The organism is Phyllobacterium sp. MT110 (assembly GCF_058792715.1).
Window position 1 is genome coordinate 2121977 of the sequence record NZ_JBXAFE010000001.1, and the last position, 20312, is coordinate 2142288.

Annotated in this window: 24 protein-coding genes; 15 read left to right on the forward strand and 9 right to left on the reverse strand. The window is 59.7% G+C overall.

The window, feature by feature from the left end; translation table 11 throughout:
• Positions 1-138: 138 nt before the first annotated feature.
• The 4 genes from AC1Q5O_RS10700 to AC1Q5O_RS10715 all read left to right on the forward strand — a co-directional run bounded on the left by AC1Q5O_RS10700 (position 139) and on the right by AC1Q5O_RS10715 (position 3155).
• Positions 139-1332, forward strand: a complete 1194-nt coding sequence (locus AC1Q5O_RS10700) for a hypothetical protein (protein WP_492562843.1) — start codon at positions 139-141, stop codon at positions 1330-1332.
• Positions 1329-1919 carry a protein-S-isoprenylcysteine O-methyltransferase gene (locus AC1Q5O_RS10705; RefSeq protein WP_492562845.1) on the forward strand — a complete coding sequence of 197 codons (591 nt, stop codon included), beginning with the start codon at positions 1329-1331 and terminating at the stop codon, positions 1917-1919. The genes AC1Q5O_RS10700 and AC1Q5O_RS10705 overlap by 4 nt, the downstream gene beginning before the upstream one ends.
• A gap of 54 nt (positions 1920-1973) precedes the next feature.
• The gene (locus AC1Q5O_RS10710) at positions 1974-2657 is read left to right on the forward strand and encodes a hypothetical protein (protein WP_492562847.1); all 684 of its coding nucleotides are present in this window, start codon (positions 1974-1976) and stop codon (positions 2655-2657) included.
• Between the two features lie 108 nt (positions 2658-2765).
• A complete protein-coding gene (locus AC1Q5O_RS10715) occupies positions 2766-3155 on the forward strand; it encodes a DUF930 domain-containing protein (RefSeq protein WP_223612531.1) in 390 nt (129 codons plus the stop codon).
• 54 nt (positions 3156-3209) lie between these two features.
• Here AC1Q5O_RS10715 and AC1Q5O_RS10720 read toward each other — a convergent pair whose 3' ends face one another.
• Positions 3210-4160 (reverse strand): cell wall hydrolase, encoded by a 951-nt coding sequence (locus AC1Q5O_RS10720; protein ID WP_492562850.1) that lies wholly within the window; start codon positions 4158-4160, stop codon positions 3210-3212.
• A 239-nt stretch (positions 4161-4399) separates the two neighbouring features.
• Here AC1Q5O_RS10720 and AC1Q5O_RS10725 point away from each other — a divergent pair, with 239 nt between their 5' ends.
• From AC1Q5O_RS10725 to AC1Q5O_RS10735, 3 genes are all read left to right on the forward strand, one after another.
• Positions 4400-4591 carry a hypothetical protein gene (locus tag AC1Q5O_RS10725; protein WP_223612529.1) on the forward strand — a complete coding sequence of 64 codons (192 nt, stop codon included), beginning with the start codon at positions 4400-4402 and terminating at the stop codon, positions 4589-4591.
• A 90-nt stretch (positions 4592-4681) separates the two neighbouring features.
• A complete protein-coding gene (locus AC1Q5O_RS10730) occupies positions 4682-5461 on the forward strand; it encodes a HugZ family pyridoxamine 5'-phosphate oxidase (RefSeq protein WP_492562852.1) in 780 nt (259 codons plus the stop codon).
• Positions 5462-5465: 4 nt separating this feature from the next.
• Positions 5466-6302: a TrmH family RNA methyltransferase gene (locus AC1Q5O_RS10735; protein WP_492562855.1), complete on the forward strand. Its 837-nt coding sequence runs from the start codon at positions 5466-5468 to the stop codon at positions 6300-6302.
• On the opposite strand, the gene AC1Q5O_RS10740 is transcribed toward AC1Q5O_RS10735, so the two are convergent.
• Positions 6273-7334, reverse strand: a complete 1062-nt coding sequence (locus AC1Q5O_RS10740; protein WP_492562857.1) for a hypothetical protein — start codon at positions 7332-7334, stop codon at positions 6273-6275. The two genes, AC1Q5O_RS10735 and AC1Q5O_RS10740, sit on opposite strands and share 30 nt — an antisense overlap.
• 144 nt (positions 7335-7478) lie before the next feature.
• Entirely contained in the window at positions 7479-8063 is a 585-nt protein-coding gene (locus tag AC1Q5O_RS10745) for a DUF1134 domain-containing protein (protein ID WP_374042697.1), read from the reverse strand.
• 321 nt (positions 8064-8384) lie between these two features.
• Between AC1Q5O_RS10745 and chpT the strand changes: the two genes are divergently transcribed.
• Entirely contained in the window at positions 8385-9014 is a 630-nt protein-coding gene (chpT, locus tag AC1Q5O_RS10750; RefSeq protein WP_223612525.1) for a histidine phosphotransferase ChpT, read from the forward strand.
• Positions 9015-9131: 117 nt separating this feature from the next.
• The gene (locus AC1Q5O_RS10755) at positions 9132-9485 is read left to right on the forward strand and encodes a response regulator (protein WP_226904627.1); all 354 of its coding nucleotides are present in this window, start codon (positions 9132-9134) and stop codon (positions 9483-9485) included.
• 10 nt (positions 9486-9495) lie between these two features.
• On the opposite strand, the gene AC1Q5O_RS10760 is transcribed toward AC1Q5O_RS10755, so the two are convergent.
• Positions 9496-10362 (reverse strand): LysR family transcriptional regulator, encoded by an 867-nt coding sequence (locus AC1Q5O_RS10760; RefSeq protein WP_492562861.1) that lies wholly within the window; start codon positions 10360-10362, stop codon positions 9496-9498.
• Between the two features lie 92 nt (positions 10363-10454).
• On the opposite strand from AC1Q5O_RS10760, the gene AC1Q5O_RS10765 reads away from it, so the two are divergent.
• Positions 10455-11420 (forward strand): quinone oxidoreductase family protein, encoded by a 966-nt coding sequence (locus tag AC1Q5O_RS10765; RefSeq protein WP_492562863.1) that lies wholly within the window; start codon positions 10455-10457, stop codon positions 11418-11420.
• 12 nt (positions 11421-11432) lie between these two features.
• Here the strand turns inward: AC1Q5O_RS10765 and AC1Q5O_RS10770 are convergent, their stop codons facing one another.
• The gene (locus AC1Q5O_RS10770) at positions 11433-12647 is read right to left on the reverse strand and encodes an MFS transporter (protein WP_492562865.1); all 1215 of its coding nucleotides are present in this window, start codon (positions 12645-12647) and stop codon (positions 11433-11435) included.
• Between the two features lie 46 nt (positions 12648-12693).
• On the opposite strand from AC1Q5O_RS10770, the gene AC1Q5O_RS10775 reads away from it, so the two are divergent.
• The 3 genes from AC1Q5O_RS10775 to AC1Q5O_RS10785 all read left to right on the forward strand — a co-directional run bounded on the left by AC1Q5O_RS10775 (position 12694) and on the right by AC1Q5O_RS10785 (position 15185).
• A complete protein-coding gene (locus tag AC1Q5O_RS10775; RefSeq protein ID WP_492562867.1) occupies positions 12694-14106 on the forward strand; it encodes an aminotransferase-like domain-containing protein in 1413 nt (470 codons plus the stop codon).
• 16 nt (positions 14107-14122) lie between these two features.
• On the forward strand, positions 14123-14485 hold the full coding sequence (locus AC1Q5O_RS10780; RefSeq protein ID WP_492562869.1) for a VOC family protein: 363 nt from the start codon (positions 14123-14125) through the stop codon (positions 14483-14485).
• 121 nt (positions 14486-14606) lie between these two features.
• Complete coding sequence (locus AC1Q5O_RS10785; RefSeq protein WP_492562870.1) at positions 14607-15185, forward strand: tyrosine phosphatase family protein; 579 nt, start codon at positions 14607-14609, stop codon at positions 15183-15185.
• A gap of 78 nt (positions 15186-15263) precedes the next feature.
• Here the strand turns inward: AC1Q5O_RS10785 and ctrA are convergent, their stop codons facing one another.
• Entirely contained in the window at positions 15264-15965 is a 702-nt protein-coding gene (gene ctrA, locus AC1Q5O_RS10790) for a response regulator transcription factor CtrA (RefSeq protein WP_223612517.1), read from the reverse strand.
• Positions 15966-16419: 454 nt separating this feature from the next.
• On the opposite strand from ctrA, the gene AC1Q5O_RS10795 reads away from it, so the two are divergent.
• On the forward strand, positions 16420-16806 hold the full coding sequence (locus AC1Q5O_RS10795; protein ID WP_105731965.1) for a flagellar export protein FliJ: 387 nt from the start codon (positions 16420-16422) through the stop codon (positions 16804-16806).
• Positions 16807-16830: 24 nt separating this feature from the next.
• On the opposite strand, the gene AC1Q5O_RS10800 is transcribed toward AC1Q5O_RS10795, so the two are convergent.
• Positions 16831-17127, reverse strand: a complete 297-nt coding sequence (locus tag AC1Q5O_RS10800) for an N-acetyltransferase (RefSeq protein ID WP_229489984.1) — start codon at positions 17125-17127, stop codon at positions 16831-16833.
• Between the two features lie 166 nt (positions 17128-17293).
• Positions 17294-17569 (reverse strand): CtrA inhibitor SciP, encoded by a 276-nt coding sequence (sciP, locus tag AC1Q5O_RS10805; protein WP_091878079.1) that lies wholly within the window; start codon positions 17567-17569, stop codon positions 17294-17296.
• Between the two features lie 304 nt (positions 17570-17873).
• Here sciP and mnmA point away from each other — a divergent pair, with 304 nt between their 5' ends.
• Entirely contained in the window at positions 17874-19064 is a 1191-nt protein-coding gene (gene mnmA / locus AC1Q5O_RS10810) for a tRNA 2-thiouridine(34) synthase MnmA (RefSeq protein WP_463013307.1), read from the forward strand.
• Positions 19065-19103: 39 nt separating this feature from the next.
• On the opposite strand, the gene AC1Q5O_RS10815 is transcribed toward mnmA, so the two are convergent.
• Positions 19104-20231 carry a DegT/DnrJ/EryC1/StrS family aminotransferase gene (locus tag AC1Q5O_RS10815; protein WP_403183988.1) on the reverse strand — a complete coding sequence of 376 codons (1128 nt, stop codon included), beginning with the start codon at positions 20229-20231 and terminating at the stop codon, positions 19104-19106.
• Between the last annotated feature and the right edge of the window lie 81 nt (positions 20232-20312).

Genomic DNA, 20312 nt, shown 5'->3' on the forward strand with positions numbered 1-20312 from the left:
AAAGCTGCCATGGTACCAACCATTGCAACTCTTTGCCTTTGACGACGTTCTGTTAACGTCGGTCATCTAAATTCCTTCTTGGCTCGATTGAGTTGAGAGCGCTGACACCGTCGCAATCGGAACCTGGAAAGGTGGCAGATGTCCGTTATCAATCGCCTGGTCGTTCTCTTGCCAGGCTTTGAACATATGCCGGTCGAGGCCCATCATCGGCGCTTCCTGCGGGAGGCAACCAAGACAGCGCCTGTTTATGACATGTCGTTGCAGGAAGATGGCGCGTTGAAGGTATCGTCCGCGGAAGGCGGCGTCAGCGTGGGAGAGTTCACGCTTGCAACCGCTGGTGCGAACTGGTCCGCCAGAACTGATTTTGTCCTCTACGGCCTCGGTGACATCAACCATTTCTACGCTGCGCGCAACCCTGCCGTTCGCGTTCTCAGCGGCATCGCCGCATTGATCGATTTCATTGTCAGCGGCACGTTCTTTCGCTTCCTGTCGACGAGCTGGCGCTATGCGCTTTTCTTCCTTTATCCGCTCGTCATCATGGGTGCCATTGCGGCGCTGTCCTACGGCACCGGTCGCATTGCCCTGGGGTTGACGCAGCAGGCGGCGGTTGCCGTTGCGGTCGGCCTGGCGACGGCCCTGGTTCTGCTGGTCGTGGCGGCACAAAAGATGCACTTCCTGCTGATCATGGACGACTGGACATTCGCGCGTGACATGGCACGCAACCGCCGCCCCGACATCACGGCAAAACTGCACCAGGTCATCAGCGATGCCGCAGCCCGGATCAGTCAGGCGGCGCCAGCGACCGAGGTTGTCGTTGCCGCCCACAGCATGGGGGCGATCTGCGCCCTGCATATTCTCGATGCCGCCCTGCAGCAGAATGATTCCCGGCGCTATGGCCTGCTTACCGTGGGTTCAAGCCTGCTCAAACTGGCATTGCATCCGGCCGCCAAAGCCCTGCGGGCAAGCGTTGAAACCGTCGCGCGCAGCCGCGCCATCTGGGTCGACGCGCAATCGCTGACGGACCCGATGAATTTCTACAAATCCAATCCCGTCCGTGATCTGAACATCGCGGACGCGGAATCGCCCGTTCTGGTCAAGGTCCGCTTCCGCAGCCAGTTATGCGATGAAACCTACAGGTCCATTCGGCGGAATTTCTTCCGCGTGCACCGGCAATTTGTCTATGGCGTCGAAAAGCGCTCGGCCTATTCCTGGCATGCGATACTCTGCGGGCCGGAAAGCTTTGCCGATGTCGCCGCACGCGGCGGGCTGCCATGTGAATGCGCCGCCCAGTCCTCCTCCCCCATGAAAATAGCCGAAACTGCCACCATATGATGTCACTTGCCGTTGCCGGAAAGGCCCTTTGGGTCGTTCTTATCGTCGCCTGGTATCTCTTGCGCCGCCCGTTCGACAGGCGCGCGCGCCGCGCGAAACTGACCGTCGACCGCCGCAAGGGCGCCGACACGCTGCGGCTCGCCATATCGCTGACCGGTCTTGGCATCATTCCGGCTGTCTATGTCGCCACCGGCCGGCCGGGATTCGCATCCTATACGCCAAGCCCCGTTCTCTTCGCCCTGGGTATTCTGACCGGCATTGCCGCGCTGCTGCTGTTCCGGCTCACGCACAAGGCCCTGGGGCAGATGTGGTCGGTCTCCCTGCAACTGAAGCAGGATCACAAACTTATTACCACGGGCATCTACAAACGCCTGCGGCATCCCATGTACACGGCCTTCTGGCTCATGGCATTGACCCAGGCCTTGCTTTTGCCCAATTATATCGCCGGTCTATCGGGTCTGGCGGGGTTCGGTTTCCTGTTCTTCTCCAGAATTGGGGCGGAGGAACAGATGATGGAAGAGGCCTTCGGGGAAGAGTATCGCCAATATCGCGCCAGAACATGGCGCGTATTGCCATTGGTCTATTGAAAGCTGTGCCGTTTTCCGCGGCAAAGCCATCACAGGATTGAAAAGAGAATTATCTTGCTGAACACCGCTTCAAACGCATCAACCTCGTTCAAGATGTTCCTCGCACCGGCCTTTGCCCTCTCCCTCTCGGCCTGCCAGTCGACCCCGCCAGCCAGCGTGTCCGTTACCCCATCGGCCTATGCGGCGGAGATGCCGGAACTGACCTGCGCCGCCCATGGCAGCGTCAGCGGATCAGCGGTGAAGCTGACCGCCAACCGGACCAGGCCCGGTGATCCGGCCTATATCGAATTCCGCCAGCGCTTGTCGCCCGGCATTCCAAGCGGCCACATGTATGTGGTTTTCGGCAGGCTCGATGCCAATGGCAATCCCGTCACGCGCCAGTATAACGGCCTCTTTCCCAAAGGCAGCCTGCTGGGTCTTTATGGCGGCGCCCTTATTCCCATGCCCGCGGAACTGAAGCCCAGTTATGCCGACTGCCATTTCGCCACGGGCGCGGCCTATCGCGTTTCACTGACGGAAGCGCAGTATCAGAGCCTTCTCGGCAAGGTACGCACCAATCTGGCCAACCCGCCGAAGTGGACGATGTTCGGTTACAACTGCAACAATTATGCCGCCTCGCTGGGCAGCGTGGCCGGTCTTGTCGAGCCGTCCAACAGCGCCCTGCCGTCATTTGCCTATATCTATGCCTATATCGAAGCCAATGGCGACAAGAAGCCCGCCGCCCGGAAGCGGACGTAGAGTCTTTCATAATTTGGTCCCAATCCGGGAGACATTAGGGTCGGAACCGGCCATGCATCCGGACACGGACCATTGTCCTTCTGCCCATTTTCGGAGAGCCCGGCATCGATGAAATCAGTTCTGGCCATGCTTTTGGCGACGGCAGCCATGATGGGCTCAGCCAGAGCCATGGATTCAACCGAGGCCGAAGAGCTGGAAGGATTGAGTCCCGAGACCCGGCTGGAACAGCGCTGCGATCTCGAAGCCATGGAGCGTATCCACCACGATCCGGTCAAGCTGGTGCCCGACGAACTCGTCGCCTATGCCTTCAAGGAACCCCTGGTGACCGGCGACAAGATCCAGTCCACCGGTGCAGCCTTCCGCAGCAAGGGTGAATGGTACCACCTCTCCTACACGTGCACGACCTCGCCCGATCACATGACCGTGCTGACGTTTCAATATGCGATTGGACAGATGGTTCCCCACAGCGAGTGGGCACAGCACTATCTCGTGCCGTAGACGAATCGTAACCGGCGCCGCCTGGGCGACGCCGGAGCCAAATTCCATGCCTGTCTAGTTTGTGAAGCCCGGACGGTCCTGCGCGAGCAGCATCTGCCCGATGGCATCGACCGACTTGCTCTTCGGCGCTTCAAAGGCAAGCACTGCCTGCTCCGCATTCTGCGGAATGGCTGCCGTCTTTGCCGGTGCCTGTGCGGGCGCCGTGAAAACCATGGCCGGTGCTGGCGGATCAACCGGCACGGCGACATTGGCAAAAGCAAGCTGCTGCGGAGCCGCCGCATGCGCCGGCTGTACCTGTGCCACGGCAAAAGGCTGGTTGGTCACACGCCCGGATGTCGCGGTTGTCATCGTCGGCTGCGCGCTGGCAACCATGATGTTGTTGACCGACGCCGGGTTGGTATTTTTCATGCTGGCGATATAGGCATTCGCAATGGCAACACTGGCAACCTTGTTGCCCAGATCCGGCGAATTGTACCTGTCGCGCTTCTCGTAAAAAGCGTTACCACCGGCAACAACCGTATAGTGCATGTTGCGATAGGGGAAACGCAGACCGGCCGTGTGGAAGAACATCGCTTCCTTGACCTTGGGATGGCGCTGGCCCTTGAGCACGGCATCCGCCGCCTGCTGTACATCCGGAAGTGCCGCCGACTGCATAGGCCGCGAAAGAACGCCGGGAGCAAACTGTCCCTTCTCGCCCACCACGCCGCAAATCGTATTGGCATATTTACCGGAATCGAGACGGTTCATCACCACGGTACCCACCGCGAGCAGGCCATCCTTGCTCGAGCGGTTGGACTCGAAGAACATTGCCCGTTCCAGGCATTCCTTGTCCTTCGGCGTATAGGCATAGGTCGACGTCTTGGAGACGGTGGTATTGCTGCTTGTCAGATTTGCCTTCACCTTACCGGCATGCTGGGCATTCTGTGTGGTACACCCACTGACGAGGCCAATGGCGGCAATGACACCCACAATCGAGGGGGTTTTCCACTTCCTTGCGCCGATCACGAAGCAATTCTCATCGCTGTTTTTCCTGCTGGTGAAGTTGCCCACAGATTGAGGTCATTTGGGGCCAAACAATGGCAGATATAGCTAATGGGTGATCACAATCTACCATCTGTTTGAAATCATGACGTTATTTTATTCACAAAAGAAGCAAAAAATTTCTAAAAATGGCAAAATTAAGAATTTGTTTACCGTATTTGAAGTAAGGTTTACGCAACTGATCCGGCTCGAAAGACAGAATCATGCCCCACTATTCCGCAAGGTATGACACGCGTGAAGCACTGATGGAAGCGCTCGTCGAGTTGATGGCGCTTGAGGTACCGGCCGAGGAGTTTGCGCCCGTGCTGTGCACGATCGGACCGGTCGATCTCGACCTGCTTGCCGATTGCATGAACGATGTGGGCCTCAACGATAACCGGTCCATCGCCGCTTAATTCCTCCCCCGTGAAAATGGCTTGCCGGGCACCCGCCAAGTCCTTATCTCTCGCCCAGCACCACGAGACCAGCAATGCGAGGGATGAGCTGTGACCCAGAAAAAAGAGGTACTGCGCGAGACCGATGCCGAAGCCGTCAGGCTCGCGCAGACATTGATTCGCAAGGCGCGCCATGCCGTCATCGCGACGCTCGATCCCGCGACAGGCGGTCCGATCGCCACCCGCGTCGGCCTCTCCACCGACCATGACGGAACGCCGGTCATTCTGGTCTCTGCCCTCTCCGCCCACACCCCCGCTTTGCTCGCCGATCCGCGCTGCTCCCTGCTTGCCGGCGAGACCGGCAAGGGCGATCCTCTTGTCCATCCGCGTGTGACGGTGTTTGCCCGGGCTAGGGAAATTGCCCGCGACGCGGCGGAACACGCCCGTATTGAATGGCGCTACCTCTCGCACCAGCCCAAGGCAAAGCTCTATGCCGGATTGGGTGATTTCCGTTTCTTCCGGCTGGAGCCCACGGGTGCCAGCCTCAATGGCGGCTTCGGCAAGGCCTATCACTTGACCGCTGAGGATTTGCTCACCAGCAATCCCGCCAATGACGAGCTGGCGGCGGCGGAAAAATCCGCGGTCGAGCACATGAACGCCGATCATGCCAACGCCATATCGCTCTACGCCCGCTTCTTTGCCAAAGCCCCGGCAGGCAACTGGCGCATGACCGGAATTGACGCCGATGGTTTCGATATCGCCGATGGCGACGATGTCCAGCGCATCTGGTTTCCGGCACCCCTGACCTCGGCCAGGGACATGCATATGAGCCTGGTGCGCATGGCCGGTGAAGCGCGGGCAGGCCTGGCCTCTGCAGGCGAAACGGTCTGACACGATGCTGCGACAGGATGAAGGCTGGCTGGAACACCGCATCACGCGCATCGATGACGCCGACGACGGGCGGCTCGGCCCTTATCGCAACGTCCGCGAGCGCGATCTGGTTGGGCGGGAAGGCCGTTTCATTGCCGAGGGCAAGGTTGTGCTCAACGTGCTGCTTGCCAATGCCGCGTTCGCGGTCGAGTCGCTTCTGGTCCTGGAAAACCGGCTTGCCGGCCTCGCGCAGCAGATAGCCCTCTGCCCGGACGACGTGCCGGTCTATTGCGTATCGCGCGCCGTCATGGATGCGATTGCCGGTTTTCCCATGCATCGCGGCATACTTGCCGTCGGCCGGCGCAGCGCCCCCCGTTCAGCCGACCAGCTGATCGATGCCCTGCCGGCAGCCTCGCTTGCCGTGGTGCTCTGCGGCATATCCAACCATGACAATATGGGATCGATCTTTCGCAATGCCGCGGCATTCGAAGCCGATTGCATCCTGATGGATGAAACCAGCTGCGATCCGCTCTACCGCAAGGCGATCCGTGTCTCGGTGGGTGCCGCGCTTAAGGTTCCATTCGCGCGGGAGGGCTCGATCGACGATCTCGTCGCCAAATTGCAGCAAGCCAGATTCGACATTTACGCGCTCAGCCCATCCGGCACGGAAAGTCTCTATGCCGCACAACCGGGATCGCGCACGGCGCTGCTGTTGGGAACCGAGGGCGAAGGCCTGCCGAAAGCCCTGATGCAGACGCTGAAGACGATCAGAATCCCGATGTCCGAAACATTCGACAGCCTGAACGTGGCCACGGCCTCAGGCATAGCGCTGTCACGGTTTAGCCGGTTCTCCGGCATTTGATTCCACCGGAGAAGCTGCCTTTTGCAGCGCGCGGATGCGATCAGCCAGGCTGATGATTGCCTCGCCGTTCTCGTCATAGGCCGCCGAGACATCACCGCCCGCGGTTGCCAGGAGCTTGTTCACCTGGGAGGACGGACCCTCGAGCCGGGCAACCATGGCGACCACCTGGGACGCCAGCGCATTCATCTCCTCGCGCAACCGTTTGCTTTCCTCCGCCTGCACAAGCGCCTGCTTGCCGCGCGGCGCATGGTCCGCAGCAACGCCCTGCTTACGGCCTTCGGCGATGATGCTGCGCAGCCGCTCGTTAAGGCGCTCGACTTCCTTTTCCCGCCTCAAAAGCTTGGCCTCGTTGTCCGATAATTTCGTCACCAGTTCGCTTGCCCGTGTTTCCGCGCTATTGCCGCGCTTTGTTTCCTGTTCGAGCGAATGCTGCAATGCCTTGAGCTCGGTTTCCAGCTTGTGTTTCTGTTCTTCGCTGTCCCGCTTGGCCCGGCGCGCGTCCTTCAGCTCGTCCGAAAGGTTCTCGATACGGGTGGTCTGTGCCGCCACATCGATCTGCAGGCTGTCGGCTTTCGTCTCCGTGCTGTTCAGACGGCGATGCAGGAGTTCAAGCTCTGCCGAACGCTGCTCGAGGGTTTGCACGGTACCGCCAAGTTCCCCGGCCGATTTTTCCAGTGCCTGGTCGCGTTGCGCAAGGGATGCCTGCAATTCAGCGATGGTTGCATCCCGTGCGGCGAGATCGGCCGAGAGCAGGCGGACCTGCCGCTCCTTCTCGCTGAACGTCAGCAGTTGCTGCGCCGATTTCTCCTTGATGCCCGCAAGGGTCATTTCCAGCTTGCGCTCACTCACGGCGTGCTCTGCCCGCAGACCGTCGCGCTGCGCCTGGATTTCGTTGAGCGTCAGCGGTGTCTCCGCTTCGACGCGCCTGCGTGTCAGCAGCATGGCGCGGCGCCAGACCGGAGGTGCGAAGATCAGCACCAGCAGGACGGCACTCAAAAATCCGAGGGCGAGATAAAGTGCGGTCTGGATCACGATAAGGGTCCTGTTGGAAGATCGCGCAGAGGATAGAGCGGAAAGTCCTCTGCTTCAAATCTGGCACAATGCCGGTCCGGCATCAAACGGCAAAGACGCGGAACGGCTTCCGCGTCTTGCCCAAACGTCAGCAAAGAAGAAAGATCAAAACGGGTTCCAGGTCGGAGACTGGGTGATCTTGAGATAACCGACATTCACGCCGAGCCGCGCGCCAACGCCGGTGCGTATCGGGACCAGCAAGACCTGATTGCGTTTGAGCACATTGAAGCCGACACCTGCGAAGAGATAGGCTGAACCTGCGACGCCGACAAAGCGGCCATAGAGATTTTGTATATCGTCGAGATTATAGACGAGCATCATGACACGGGAACCCTGGCCGCCGAAGTCCCATCCGATCGATGGACCCTGCCAGAAACTTTTGTGATCTCCGGCATTTTTTGTATAAAGCGTGCCCTCGCCATAGGTGAGGCCCCCGATGATGGCGCCCGATCCCTCTTCACCCAGGATATAGCCGTTCGGCAGACCGTAGCTCTGGAAAATCTTCTCGACCGCCGATGCCAAACCACCGGACGTCGATCCGAAGAATCTCTGCCCCGAATTGACGATCTCGTCCATGGAGAACTGGTCCTGCGCTGCATTGGCCGCATGCGGCTGTGCGACAACCAGTGACACCATCGTCAGGATCAGGAGGAAAAAACGGTTCATAGACAAGAATAGAGACGCCATCATAATTCCTTTTGGCTGTTCGCTTCTTTGTCCGACGCCAGATGCGAATCTTGTGTTCGCCTTGTAATTGAAGCACCATTTAAAGGTCTAAACCTTGTATAAAAGTTTATGAATCGATCTTGGCATTTCAATGGCTTGCCGGGGACGGGAAAAAGATAAGGAATTCAGCATCTACCGGTATCGTTGACGTCGTTCTTGCCGATCCGGACCGAGCTATGTATCCAAATGCAGCAGCCATCAGAGTGATTCGGCATGAACATCTGATTCGGCATAACCCCAATACGCAGATTCCAACCGTCAGCCAAATCCTTAGGAGTTTCTCTCATGACATTGCCCGTAATTCTCTCGGCAACGGACCTCGGAGCCCTCCTGAGCAGCCGCATCTGCCATGACATCATTTCGCCGGTGGGCGCGATCAACAACGGGCTGGAACTTCTGGAAGAAGGCGGCGCCGACGAAGATGCGATGAACCTCATCAAGTCGAGCGCGCGCAGCGCCTCGGCCCGCCTGCAGTTTGCGCGCATTGCCTTCGGCGCCGCCGGATCGGCCGGTGTCCAGATCGATACGGGCGATGCCCAGAACGTGGCCAATGAATATATGAAGGGCGAGAAAGCCGAATTCACCTGGACCGGCAACCGCGTCCTGCTGCCCAAGAACAAGGTCAAGCTGCTGCTCAATCTCGTGCTGATCGCCAATGCGGCCCTGCCGCGCGGCGGCACGCTGAATGTTGCGCTGGAGACGCCGGAAACCGAACCGCGCTTCGTCCTGACATCGCGCGGCCCGATGCTGCGGGTTCCGCCGAAATTCCTTGAACTGCACAGCGGCAAGACGCCGGAAGAGCCGATCGACGCCCATGCGGTGCAGCCTTACTACACGCTGCTGCTGGCGCAGGAGGCCGGAATGACGATCTCCATCCACGCCACACCGGAAGAGATCGTGTTCTCGGCGGTCTGAGGCGGTAAAAATTTACCATCCGCCTTGGCCATTTCTTCACAATCGGCCTGATAGTCTCCGTTGAAGCAGCTGCAATGTCGCAGTGATTCCGGGGGGAGTTGGCACGTGTTACGTTGTATGGTCGTTGATGGAGCGCCGGTGGTCAGGAAAGTTGCGACGCGTCTGCTCGCAAGCGACAGCGTTGTCGTGACCACAGCCGACACGGGCTTTCAAACGGTTTCGGCCTGCAGCGTAGAAATGCCTGACATCATCATTCTGGACTGCGCACTGCCGGATATGCCGTCCGTCGACATCATCAGCCAGATTCGCGCCCTGCCCGGCGGCAAGGAAAGCCGGATTTACCTCTGCCTTGCCGAAATCGATGTGACCAAGATCATGCGGGCCAAACGGGCCGGGGCATATGGTTATCTCCTGAAACCCTTCAACCGGGAGTCCATCTCGGAAATCCTGCCGTCGACGTCCGTCGGGTAAAATCCGGTCGTCACGGTATTCTGACCGGACACTCCCTGCCGATGATATCGGCGAGGAAGGTCATCACCGTCCGCATGACGGGCGAGCGGCCGATATCCGGATAGGCCGTCAGCCAGAGATCGCGGACTGGCGGCAGCTCCTTGACCGGCAGTTTGACCAGCATCGCATCATTGTCCCCCATGAAGCAGGGAAGGACAGCCGCCCCCAGACCGGCACGCGCCGCTTCCTGCTGGCCGAAGAGATCGCTGGCCTGAAAGATGATCGGGCGTCCGGCGAGGATCGAGCGCAGCCAGACCTGCTGGGCCACGTGATCCAGCGTTGCATCATAGGCGATGAACGCCAGCGCTTCCGGCGGCTGGGCAGCCTGCTCGCGCGTGGCATAGAGCCCGAAGCGCATGGCCCCGATCCGCCGGATGAGCAGATCCTTCTCCACAGGCCGCGCCATGCGGACGGCAAGATCGGCCTCGCTGCGATCAAGCGCGGCGTTCTGCGTCGCCCCCGCAAGCGCCAGGGTTATGTCCGGGTGTTCGCGGTGAAACTCCACCACGCGCGGTGCAATCAGCCTTGCCGCAACCGCCGGCGGTGCGCTGATGCGCACCGTTGTGACCGGCGAGAGTGACAAGCCTCGGGCACGCCGTTCAATGGATTGTGTCAGCCGCGCCATGTCTTCGACAAGTTCGGCAATCGCCTTTCCCTCCGCCGTCAAAGGCGAACGGCGCGGCAAGCGGTCGACGAGACGCAGCGCAAGCGCCTGTTCGAGCGATGCGACGCGCCGCCCGATCGTCGCATGGTCGACGCCAAGCGCGCGGGCGGCGGCGGACAGCGACCCTGTCCGGGTCAGAACGGAAAAGTAGTGCAAATCCTGCCAATCGATCATTGGTGAATTATTGCACATGTATGGAGACAAAACACAGAATTTTCTCACATTCCGTGATGTGTTCGAATGCCCTTGTTCAAAAGGAGAACATCATGGCACTGACGATCGAAATGACCGGCCCCGGCGGCCCTGAAGTATTGCGGGCAAGGGAGGTCGGTGTTGGCGATCCGGGGCCGGATGAGGTGCGCATCCGGCAAACGGTTATCGGCGTCAATTTTGTCGATATCTATTTCCGCAGCGGTCTCTATTCGCCGCCAAGCCTGCCCGCCGTGCTTGGCCTCGAGGGGGCGGGCATTGTCGACGCCATCGGGGAAAACGTCACCCATCTCCAGCCCGGAGATCGGGTTGCCTATGCCGGCATGCCGCTCGGCGGCTACGCTGAAGTGCGGCTGATTCCGCAGTCACGCCTGATCAAGCTGCCGGATGCGGTTTCGGATCGCGTCGCCGCAAGCACATTGTTGCGCGGCCTGACGGCTTACATGCTTCTGCACGAGGTTCGCTCTGTCAGGCCGGGCGAATGGGTGCTGGTTCACGCGGCGGCAGGCGGCGTGGGCCAGCTGGTCTCGCGCTGGGCGAAGCGTTTGGGAGCCAATGTCATCGGTACAGTCGGGTCGGAAGGCAAAATCGCAGCCGCAAAGGCGGCGGGCGCCGATGAGGTGCTGCTGTACAAATCAGGCGACTGGGCCAGTGACGTCCGCCGCATCTCCGACAACAAGGGTGTCCACCTCGCCGTCGACGGTATCGGCGGATCGATCTTCATGGAAACGTTGAAGACAATCCGGCCCTTCGGCATTCTAGGCTCCATCGGCCAGCCGGCAGGCCCGGTGCCGCCGGTCCGCGTCGAAGACCTGGGCAATACTGCGGTCATGCGCCCAAGCGTCATTGCTGCCGTCAACGACCCGGCGTTCTACCAGCGCGGGTCAAAAGCCCTCATCGCCGCCCTGCAGGACGGCTTGAGCAGCCCGATAGGCGCGGAATATCACCTGCGCGATGCAGCCAAGGCACAGGCGGATCTGGAAGCGGGCAAAACAACGGGCAGTGTCATTCTGACCACCTGATTTTCAGGCACATCAGTGGCGGCGGACAAGGGTCATGGCCACGATCATGTTCATGACCACGATACCCATCATCAGAAGCAGGGTCGCATCGATGCCATGCCCGCGCAGGATGCCGCCAGCGACATAGGGAAATCCGAACGCCCCAATGAAATAACTGATCGTGAATACTTGCGATGCGGCGGGCACCGACAGCCCCCGCTCATCCGCGAGATTCACGATCATCGCGTTCAACGTTGAGTAGGTCAGGCCATAACCGGTGGCAAAAAACACCGTCGCGACGATATAGAGCACCGAGCTTTTCTCGTTCACCGCAAGCAGAACCAGCCCCGCCAGCGTGAGCGCGAACAGCGTCAACACCAGCTTTCCCAACGGCAGCTTGCCGATCCGTGACGCAACCGAAAAGCGCAGGGCCACGGTCGTCACGGTGAACGCCAGGAAAAATGTCCCGGAATTCAGGCCACGCGATTCCGCATAAAGCGTCTGAAACATCGAAAGCCCGGAGAACACGCAGGCAGACAGTCCGATCATGAGCACGGGGAGAACCGTTCTTGCGCGTGCAATGCCTGCTGCCAGCGGCAGTGTCAGGGCAACGGCGGTCATCGGCAATTGCGCGATCGTCTTCAATTTCCGCTGTGCCCAGATCATCAGGCCGGCCGCGACAAGACAGAACAGCCCGTAACACACATAGACCAGCGCGGATTGACCACGATCCTGAACCAGGAAATGGCCGAGCGGCGCAGACAGGCCGATGCCCAGCATTTGCGACCCCGATAGCAGCGTCAGCGCTTCCAGCCGCGCGGCCGGCTTCAGGCAATGGATAAGCTGAATAGGCGCCAGAATGTAGAATACGGACCATCCGAGACCGAGCAGTAGACCGCCCGCATAGGCGACGCCGATCCCGAGCAATCCAAAACCCGCAAAACAGGCCATGGCGAAAGCCATCATCACCGCGGAACAGATGATCAGGGGCAGAATACCGGTGCGCTCGGCCAGCCGCCCTGCGCCTACGCAGCCTGCCAAGGTGGCGATTGTCCCGATGCTGACAATGTTTCCGGCCTCGGCAGCCTCGCGGCCAGCGGCACGCAAAACATCGGCCAGCAAAAAACTCGAGCCGTAGGCAATGGCCAGTATCACAGCCCCGATCAGGAATGGAACGAAGGCGCCAGCCGGCACCTTGTCCGCAAGGGAAGGAACGCCGGCCCGCTGGTGCACCTCTGCCTCGGGCACAAAAAGCGTTTCCGAATTTTGGCGGATATCGTTATCATATATTTTCATGAAAAGTGATAACAGCCTTCACATCGTCACTCAAGCCCTGCGCGATCTGATTGCAGCCTCGGTACCGGGCGCGCAATTGCCCTCGGTGCGCGAGCTGATAGAAAAATTCCGGGTCAGTCCTGCCACTGTGCAGAATGCTTTTGCCCGACTGGCTGGCGAGGGTCTGATCGATCCGCGCCCCGGCCAGGGGACATTCGTGCGTCAGCGGCCAATGACGGGCGCCGCGTCCGATCTTTCCTGGCAGGCCGTGGCGCTCGGTGCCGGGCGCCGCACCGGCGAAGCGATGCAGGATTTGCTGGCATTGCCGCCCCCCGGCAGCATACCCCTGAGCATGGGCTACCTGCCTCCCGACCTGCAGGCGAGGGAGCTGCTGTCCGCGGCCTTGAAACAGGCCGCCAAAAATCCGGCGCTCTGGGATCGCCTGCCCTTTGAAGGCATGGAAGTGCTGAGGGCCTGGTTCGCCCGGGAGATCGGTCACGGCGATGTATTTACCCCGCATGAAGCCATTATCTGCTCCGGCGGACAGGCGGCTATCGCCAGCACCCTGCGGGCACTGCTGGCTCCCGGCAGCACGCTGCTTGTCGAGGCGCCAACCTATATCGGCGTTATCGCGGCCGCGCGGGCAGCAGGCATCACGCTGGTGCCGGTGCCGGGGGATGCGGATGGCGTGCGGCCAGATTTGCTGGAAGCAGCATTGCGCGAAACCGGCACACGCGTGTTTTATTGCCAGCCGACATTTGCCAACCCGTCCGGGGCGCTGCTTTCGCCATTGCGCCGCAAGCAGGTGCTGCAGGTTATTGCCGGCGCCAGGGCGTTTCTGATCGAGGATGACTGGGCGCGCGACCTGTATCTTGGTGCGCCGCCGCCCCCGCCGCTGGCGGCACAGGACCCCAACGGCCATGTCATCTACATCCGCTCGCTGGCAAAATCCGCCGCACCCGGCCTGCGCATAGCGGCAGTCATGGCACGCGGCGCGGCCTTGGCCCGGTTGCGCGCCACGCGCGGCAGCGAAGATTTCTTTGTCTCCGGCCCTCTGCAGGCCGCAGCATTGAATATTGTCACATCCCCCGGCTGGAAACGCCATTTGACCGCGGCTAGGAATGCATTGATCGAAAGGCGCGACACACTTGTCGCCGCGCTTCGTGCCGAAACCGGCACCGGCATGGACATCGCGATACCCCTGGGCGGCATGCATCTCTGGGTGCAATTGCCGGATCACATATCCGATGCCGCGCTTGCTGCCGACCTTGCCCGCCGGAACGTCGCGGTCAGCCCCGGAGGGGCATGGTTTCCCGCCGATCCGCCCGGGCCCTATCTCAGGCTGACATTCGCAGCGGCGCCATCCATACTGCGCGAAGGCGCCAGGATCGTCGGATCGGCCATCAGACAAAGGATGGGGCAGACCGGATGAACAGCAGGAGGAACAAATGGCGATAACCGGAATTGAACACATCCAGCTGGCCATGCCCGCGGGCGAAGAACAGGCGGCACGCGAATTTTATGATGGCCTTCTCGGCATCCCCGAAGTGCCCAAGCCCGCGTCGCTCGCCGGGCGCGGCGGATGCTGGTTTGAAACCGGCAGCGTCCGCCTTCATCTTGGCGTCGAGCAGAATTTTTCTCCCGCGAAAAAAGCGCATCCCGCTCTGTTGACGGACAATCTTGCTGTGCTGGTCCACGCATTGGAAGCGGCGGGCTATGCCATTGCCGAAGACCAGCCGCTGGAAAAATACGACCGGCGCTTCGTCCACGATCCCTTCGGCAACCGCATCGAACTGATGCAGCCCAGATGAATTGACCCTGCCAGTCCGCGTCGTAAATATGCCGGAAAACCTCGGATAATCTTTGCCATCACCGCGGAACGCTTCCACAATGCGGTTGGCTCCACACAAGCATCAGGATTACCGATTCCCCATGAAACCTTTGTCCATCTCCACGCTGACCATCTGCGGCATTGACGAACTGCCCGCCCAGAGCGGACGCACCGTCACCCATGTCCTGTCCATTCTCGACCCGAACTGGCCGGAGCTCGAGGCATTCCAGGCCTATGGCACCCATCACCGCACGACACTGAACTTTCACGACATCATCGACGCCGATGAAGGCAAGATCCTGCCGCTGCCGCAACACGTTGCGGAAATCCTGAACTTCGGCAAGGCGCTGGCTGAATCAAAGGCGGACGGCGCCGAAGGCCACCTGCTGATCCATTGCCACATGGGCATATCCCGCTCGACGGCAGCCATGCTCTCCCTCCTCGCCCAGACCTATCCCGATGAATCCGAGGCCCGGCTGTTCGAGCGCCTGCGCCAGATACGTCCGCAGGCCTGGCCGAATTCCCTGATGATCCAGTATGCGGATGATCTCCTGGGCCGGAACGGCAAGCTGGTCGATGAACTGCGACGCCACTATGGCTGGCAGATCAAGCGCGAGCCGAATTATCTCGAATGGATGGCCCGCATTGGCCGCAGCCGCGAGCTGGACATGGCCGTTTGACCCGCATCAAACATGCAAAACGCAAAAAAGGCTCCGTCAGTGACGGAGCCTTTTGCTTGAATGACCCGAGACGAAGGCTCAGGCGATTTCGCGCATGTCCGACGCATCCGGCTCGCGCAGCACGTAGCCGCGGCCCCAGACGGTCTCGATGTAGTTGATACCGCCGGAAGCACTGTCGAGCTTCTTGCGCAGCTTGCAGATGAAAACGTCGATGATCTTCAATTCAGGCTCATCCATACCGCCATAGAGGTGGTTGAGGAACATTTCCTTGGTGAGCGTCGTCCCCTTGCGGAGCGAAAGCAGCTCCAGCATCTGGTATTCCTTGCCGGTGAGGTGAACGCGCTGGCCGGTGACTTCAACCGTCTTGGCATCGAGGTTCACGATCAGGTCGCCCGTGGTGATGACCGACTGGGCATGGCCCTTCGAGCGGCGAACGATCGCGTGGATACGGGCAACCAGTTCGTCCTTGTGGAAAGGCTTGGTCATGTAGTCGTCGGCGCCGAAACCGAGGCCGCGCACCTTGTCCTCGATGCCGGCCATGCCGGAGAGGATGAGGATGGGCGTTTTGACCTTGGACAGACGCAGGGTCCTCAGGACTTCATAACCGGACATATCCGGCAGGTTGAGGTCGAGGAGGATGATATCGTAGTCGTAGAGTTTGCCGAGATCGACACCCTCTTCGCCCAGATCCGTCGTATAAACATTGAAGCTTTCCGACTTGAGCATCAACTCGATGCTCTGGGCCGTCGCACTATCGTCTTCGATTAAAAGAACCCGCATATCATTCCCCTTTTCCCGCCGCTGAAATGGGTTGCCGTGCAATCCCGAAGTCAGGTCGCGAAACAAGCCGTTTCCATAACGTTAAGATTGCCACCGAATGGTTAACAAAATCTAATTCCGCTTTGCAAGTGTCTTTGACTCATAAGTTAAAAATCACAGGCACCGCATTGATTCATAAGGTGAGTCACCCGGCTAAAAACCATCAGCCAAAGCTTCAGGTTCTGCGCCTAAGCGATTCATTCGACTCAATAAATTTTTAGCCGGACACGGCCGACTTCGATTTACCGAGCTTTAAGTCTTAAGGCGTATGATTAATGCTGAACGTAAAGGAAAGGTTACCAGACGCGGCAACCTTTAAGTTTTTGTTTCATTTTCCCGAAGTGATTCGGGTGAAACGCCAGCCGGATGACTCCTGTTGAAGGGTCTGCGTACCGGCTTTGTGGGGGTAGTGAGTATGAAGTCGCATGAAGGTTTGGTTCGATTGAAACTGTTTCAGGTCAAGGAAAAGCGCCGCCAGCTCGGCCAGCTTGATCTCATGATGGGTGAATTCGAACGCATGGCTGCTGAGTTGGACGCGCAGATTATGTCCGAGGAAAAGAAGGCGGGCATTACCGACACGTCGCATTTTGCCTACCCGACATTCGCCAAGGCTGCGCGCCAGCGTCGCGACAATCTGTTTGATTCGATCCGTGATCTGAAGGCTCAGAAGGACGATGCCGAGGCGGCACTGGCCGAATCAGAAGCCGAACTGGCGAAAGCCGAAGCGCTGGAACAGCGCGACGGCAAGGTCCGCGATATCGACGACATGCCGGTCGCCGACAAACGCGCCATGATCGGCTGACCGGTAACGGCAGCCGCGTCTGTTTCAGCTCTGCCGCACCACATCGGCCCAATCCTTGTGCCGCAGGGATTGGGCGCGCATGAACGGGCATAGGGGAATGATCTTCCATCCCCCCGCCCTCGCATCTTCCACCGCATGCAGCGCCAGCGCCTGCCCCACGCCCTGGCCGCGCAGCGCATCCGGCACACCCGTATGATCAACGATGATCAGTTCGGGATTCACCCGGGAAAACGTCATCTCCGCCTCGTGCCCCGAGACGACGGTCACATAGCGTCCGCCCTTGGCGGTTTCTTCCTTGGTAATTTTGATATCGTCTGCCATTCAACGTCTCCTTGACGCAAGAAGTGCCTTGCCGTCATCCGTGATCAGTTAAATCAGGTTTTGTGGCTCAGCGGAACATCTTGGCAGCATCGCGTTCATGCTTCCCATGAAAAGGAAAAGGCTGGTCTCAACGACCAGCCTCAGCCAAACTCAAAGGCGACATCATCTAATGACGATATTGCTGTATCCGGGTTGTTCTTAGTCCAGCCAGGCCATGATCGGAGATCGAGGACTGCCAGGACAGGAACTCTTCCACCGTCAATGTATAGCGATGGCAAGCCTCCTCAAGACTAAGAAGACCACCGCGCACAGCGGCAACCACCTCAGCCTTGCGGCGAATAACCCAACGCCGCGTATTGGCGGGCGGAAGATCGGCGATGGTCAGCGGGCTGCCATCCGGGCCGATTACATATTTTACTCTCGGTCGAACAAGATCGGTCATTGTACTCTCTACACTAAACTTCAAGACCTATCGCAGCCGACATTACAGGCAGGGCTTTAATAATTGCCTAAACAGCGAGTCATTCTCTGGTAACTTCTGCAAATTCCAGGAGATTGTTGAAAATGACCATTTTGCCGGCTTTGACCGGTATCACCAGCCGTGGCCACGGCGACGCATCGCTCACCTTTGCGTGAGAAAAATACGCCGCCTGACACTTCCTGTTGGCAAGATCGAGTCAATTGACCTATATAGGGGCCTTGAATATCCCTGCGCCGTTATGTCGCTGCAAGAACCGGATCCGCTTATGACACTGAATAATCTCGATCTGCCGGGCAAGCCGGAAGACACACGTATCGTCGTCGCCATGTCTGGCGGCGTGGATTCTTCTGTTGTGGCGGGCATTCTCAAACGTCAGGGTTATGATGTCGTCGGCGTTACCTTGCAGCTCTATGATCACGGTGCATCGACCCACCGCGCGGGCTCCTGCTGCGCCGGCCAGGATATCGAAGATGCGCGCCGCGTCTCCGAGCGCCTTGGCATTCCGCACTATGTGCTGGACTACGAAGCGCGCTTCCGCGAGGCCGTGATCGATCCCTTTGCCAACAGCTATGTCAGCGGCGAAACGCCTATCCCCTGCGTATCCTGCAACCAGACGGTGAAGTTTGCCGATCTCCTGCAGACGGCCAGGGATCTCGGCGCCGATGCGCTCGCAACCGGACATTATATCCGCAGCCATGCCAATGGCGCGCACCGCGCGCTCTACCGCCCGGTCGATACGGACAAGGACCAGAGCTATTTCCTGTTTGCAACCACGCAGGAACAGATCGACTACCTGCGCTTCCCGCTGGGGTCACTGACCAAGCCGGAAACCCGCGCCATTGCCGAAGAGCTCGGCCTGTCCGTGGCCAACAAGCAGGACAGCCAGGACATCTGCTTTGTTCCGCAGGGCAAGTATTCCGACATTATTTCCAAGCTTAAGCCCGAGGCTGCCAATCCCGGCGACATCGTCCACATCGACGGACGCGTGCTTGGTCGCCATGAGGGCATCGTGCACTACACCATCGGCCAGCGCCGCGGCATCGGCGTGGCGACGGGCGACCCGCTCTACGTTGTCCATCTCGACGCGGCCAATGCACGTGTGGTCGTCGGTCCGCGCGAAGCGCTGGAAACCCGCAAGGTGTTCCTGCGCAACGTCAACTGGCTCGGGGATGATGCGCTCGAGAGCATTCCGGAAGGCGGCGTTGAAGTTTATGCCAAGGTCCGTTCGACCCGTCCGCCGCGCCCGGCTGTCCTGCACCACCGCGACGGCGAGACCTGGGTCGAGCTGGTCGATGGCGAAAGCGGCATCGCCCCCGGTCAGGCCTGTGTCCTCTATTCCGATGACAGCAACACCGCCCGTGTCTATGGCGGCGGCTTCATCGGCCGCTCCGAACGGGCTCCGCAGGCGGAAGCCATGCTCAAGCGCCTGGCACAACAGGGCCAGGCCGTCGCCTGATCGCACAAACCTCTGTCAGCGATGTAGCCCCAAAAGCGCTTAGGCAGCGCTTTTGGTCTTGAACTCGCGAATGGTTCCGATGATGCGGTCCTGATCAGCCTCACTCAGATAGGCATGCATCGGCAGACACAGGATGTTCTTCGGCAGCGTTTCCGACACGGCAAGGCCGCCCGGCGCGCGCATATAGTGCGCATAGGCTTCCTGCAGATGCAGCGGCTTGACATAATAGATCACCGAAGGAATGCCGTTGGCCTGCAGATGCGCCTTGAGCGCGTCGCGGTTCTCGGTCTCGATGGCATATTGCGCCCAGGCCGAGCGTGAGCCTTCCGGCATAAGGGCGACCTTGACCACGTCCTTGAGGCCGTTGGCATAGCGCTTGGCCACGATCTGCCGCGCTTCCATCTCGTCTTCGAGAATGGCGAGCTTCTCAATGAGGACCGCCGCCTGGATCGTATCGAGGCGCGAATTCATGCCGACGCGCACATTGTCATACTGCGTCTCGCCCTTGCCGTGGAACAGGATGGAGCGCAACAGATCGGCCAGCGCCGCGTCATTGGTGAACATGGCACCGCCGTCGCCATAGCAGCCCAGAGGTTTTGCCGGGTAGAAACTGGTCGCGCCGACATGGCCGAACGCACCGCACATCGCATTGTCGCGCTTGCCGCCGATCGACTGCGCCGCATCTTCGATGACGAACAGGCCGTATTTGTCGGCAATTGCCGATACCGAGGTGTAGTTGGCGGCGAGGCCGAACAGATCGACCGGGATGATGGCTTTTGGCTGCAACCGGCCTTCCGCCAGGACGGCCTTGATCGCCGCTTCCAGCTGCTCGACATTGATGTTGTAGGTATCGGCGTCGACATCGATGAAAACCGGTTCCGCTCCGACAAGCGCCACGACTTCAGCGGTGGCGGCGAAGGTAAAGCTCGGGCAGAACACCGCATCGCCCGGACCGATGCCGCGTGCCATCAGCGGGATCTGCAGGGCATCCGTGCCGTTGGCACAGGCAACCACATGCTCGACACCGAGATATGCGCCAAGACGCTTTTCGAACTCGGCAACTTCCGGTCCGAGAATATATTTGCCTTCACGCACCACTTTGGCGATTGCCGCATCAAGCTTGCTGCTAATCCGTTCACGCTGTGCGCCGAGATCGATGAACTGCATCATTGCTCCAATATCAATTGTTCCGCGAATCCGTCGCGGAAAACGGTCAAGACAACTCTTTAGAAGGGCCGTGGGAGGTCT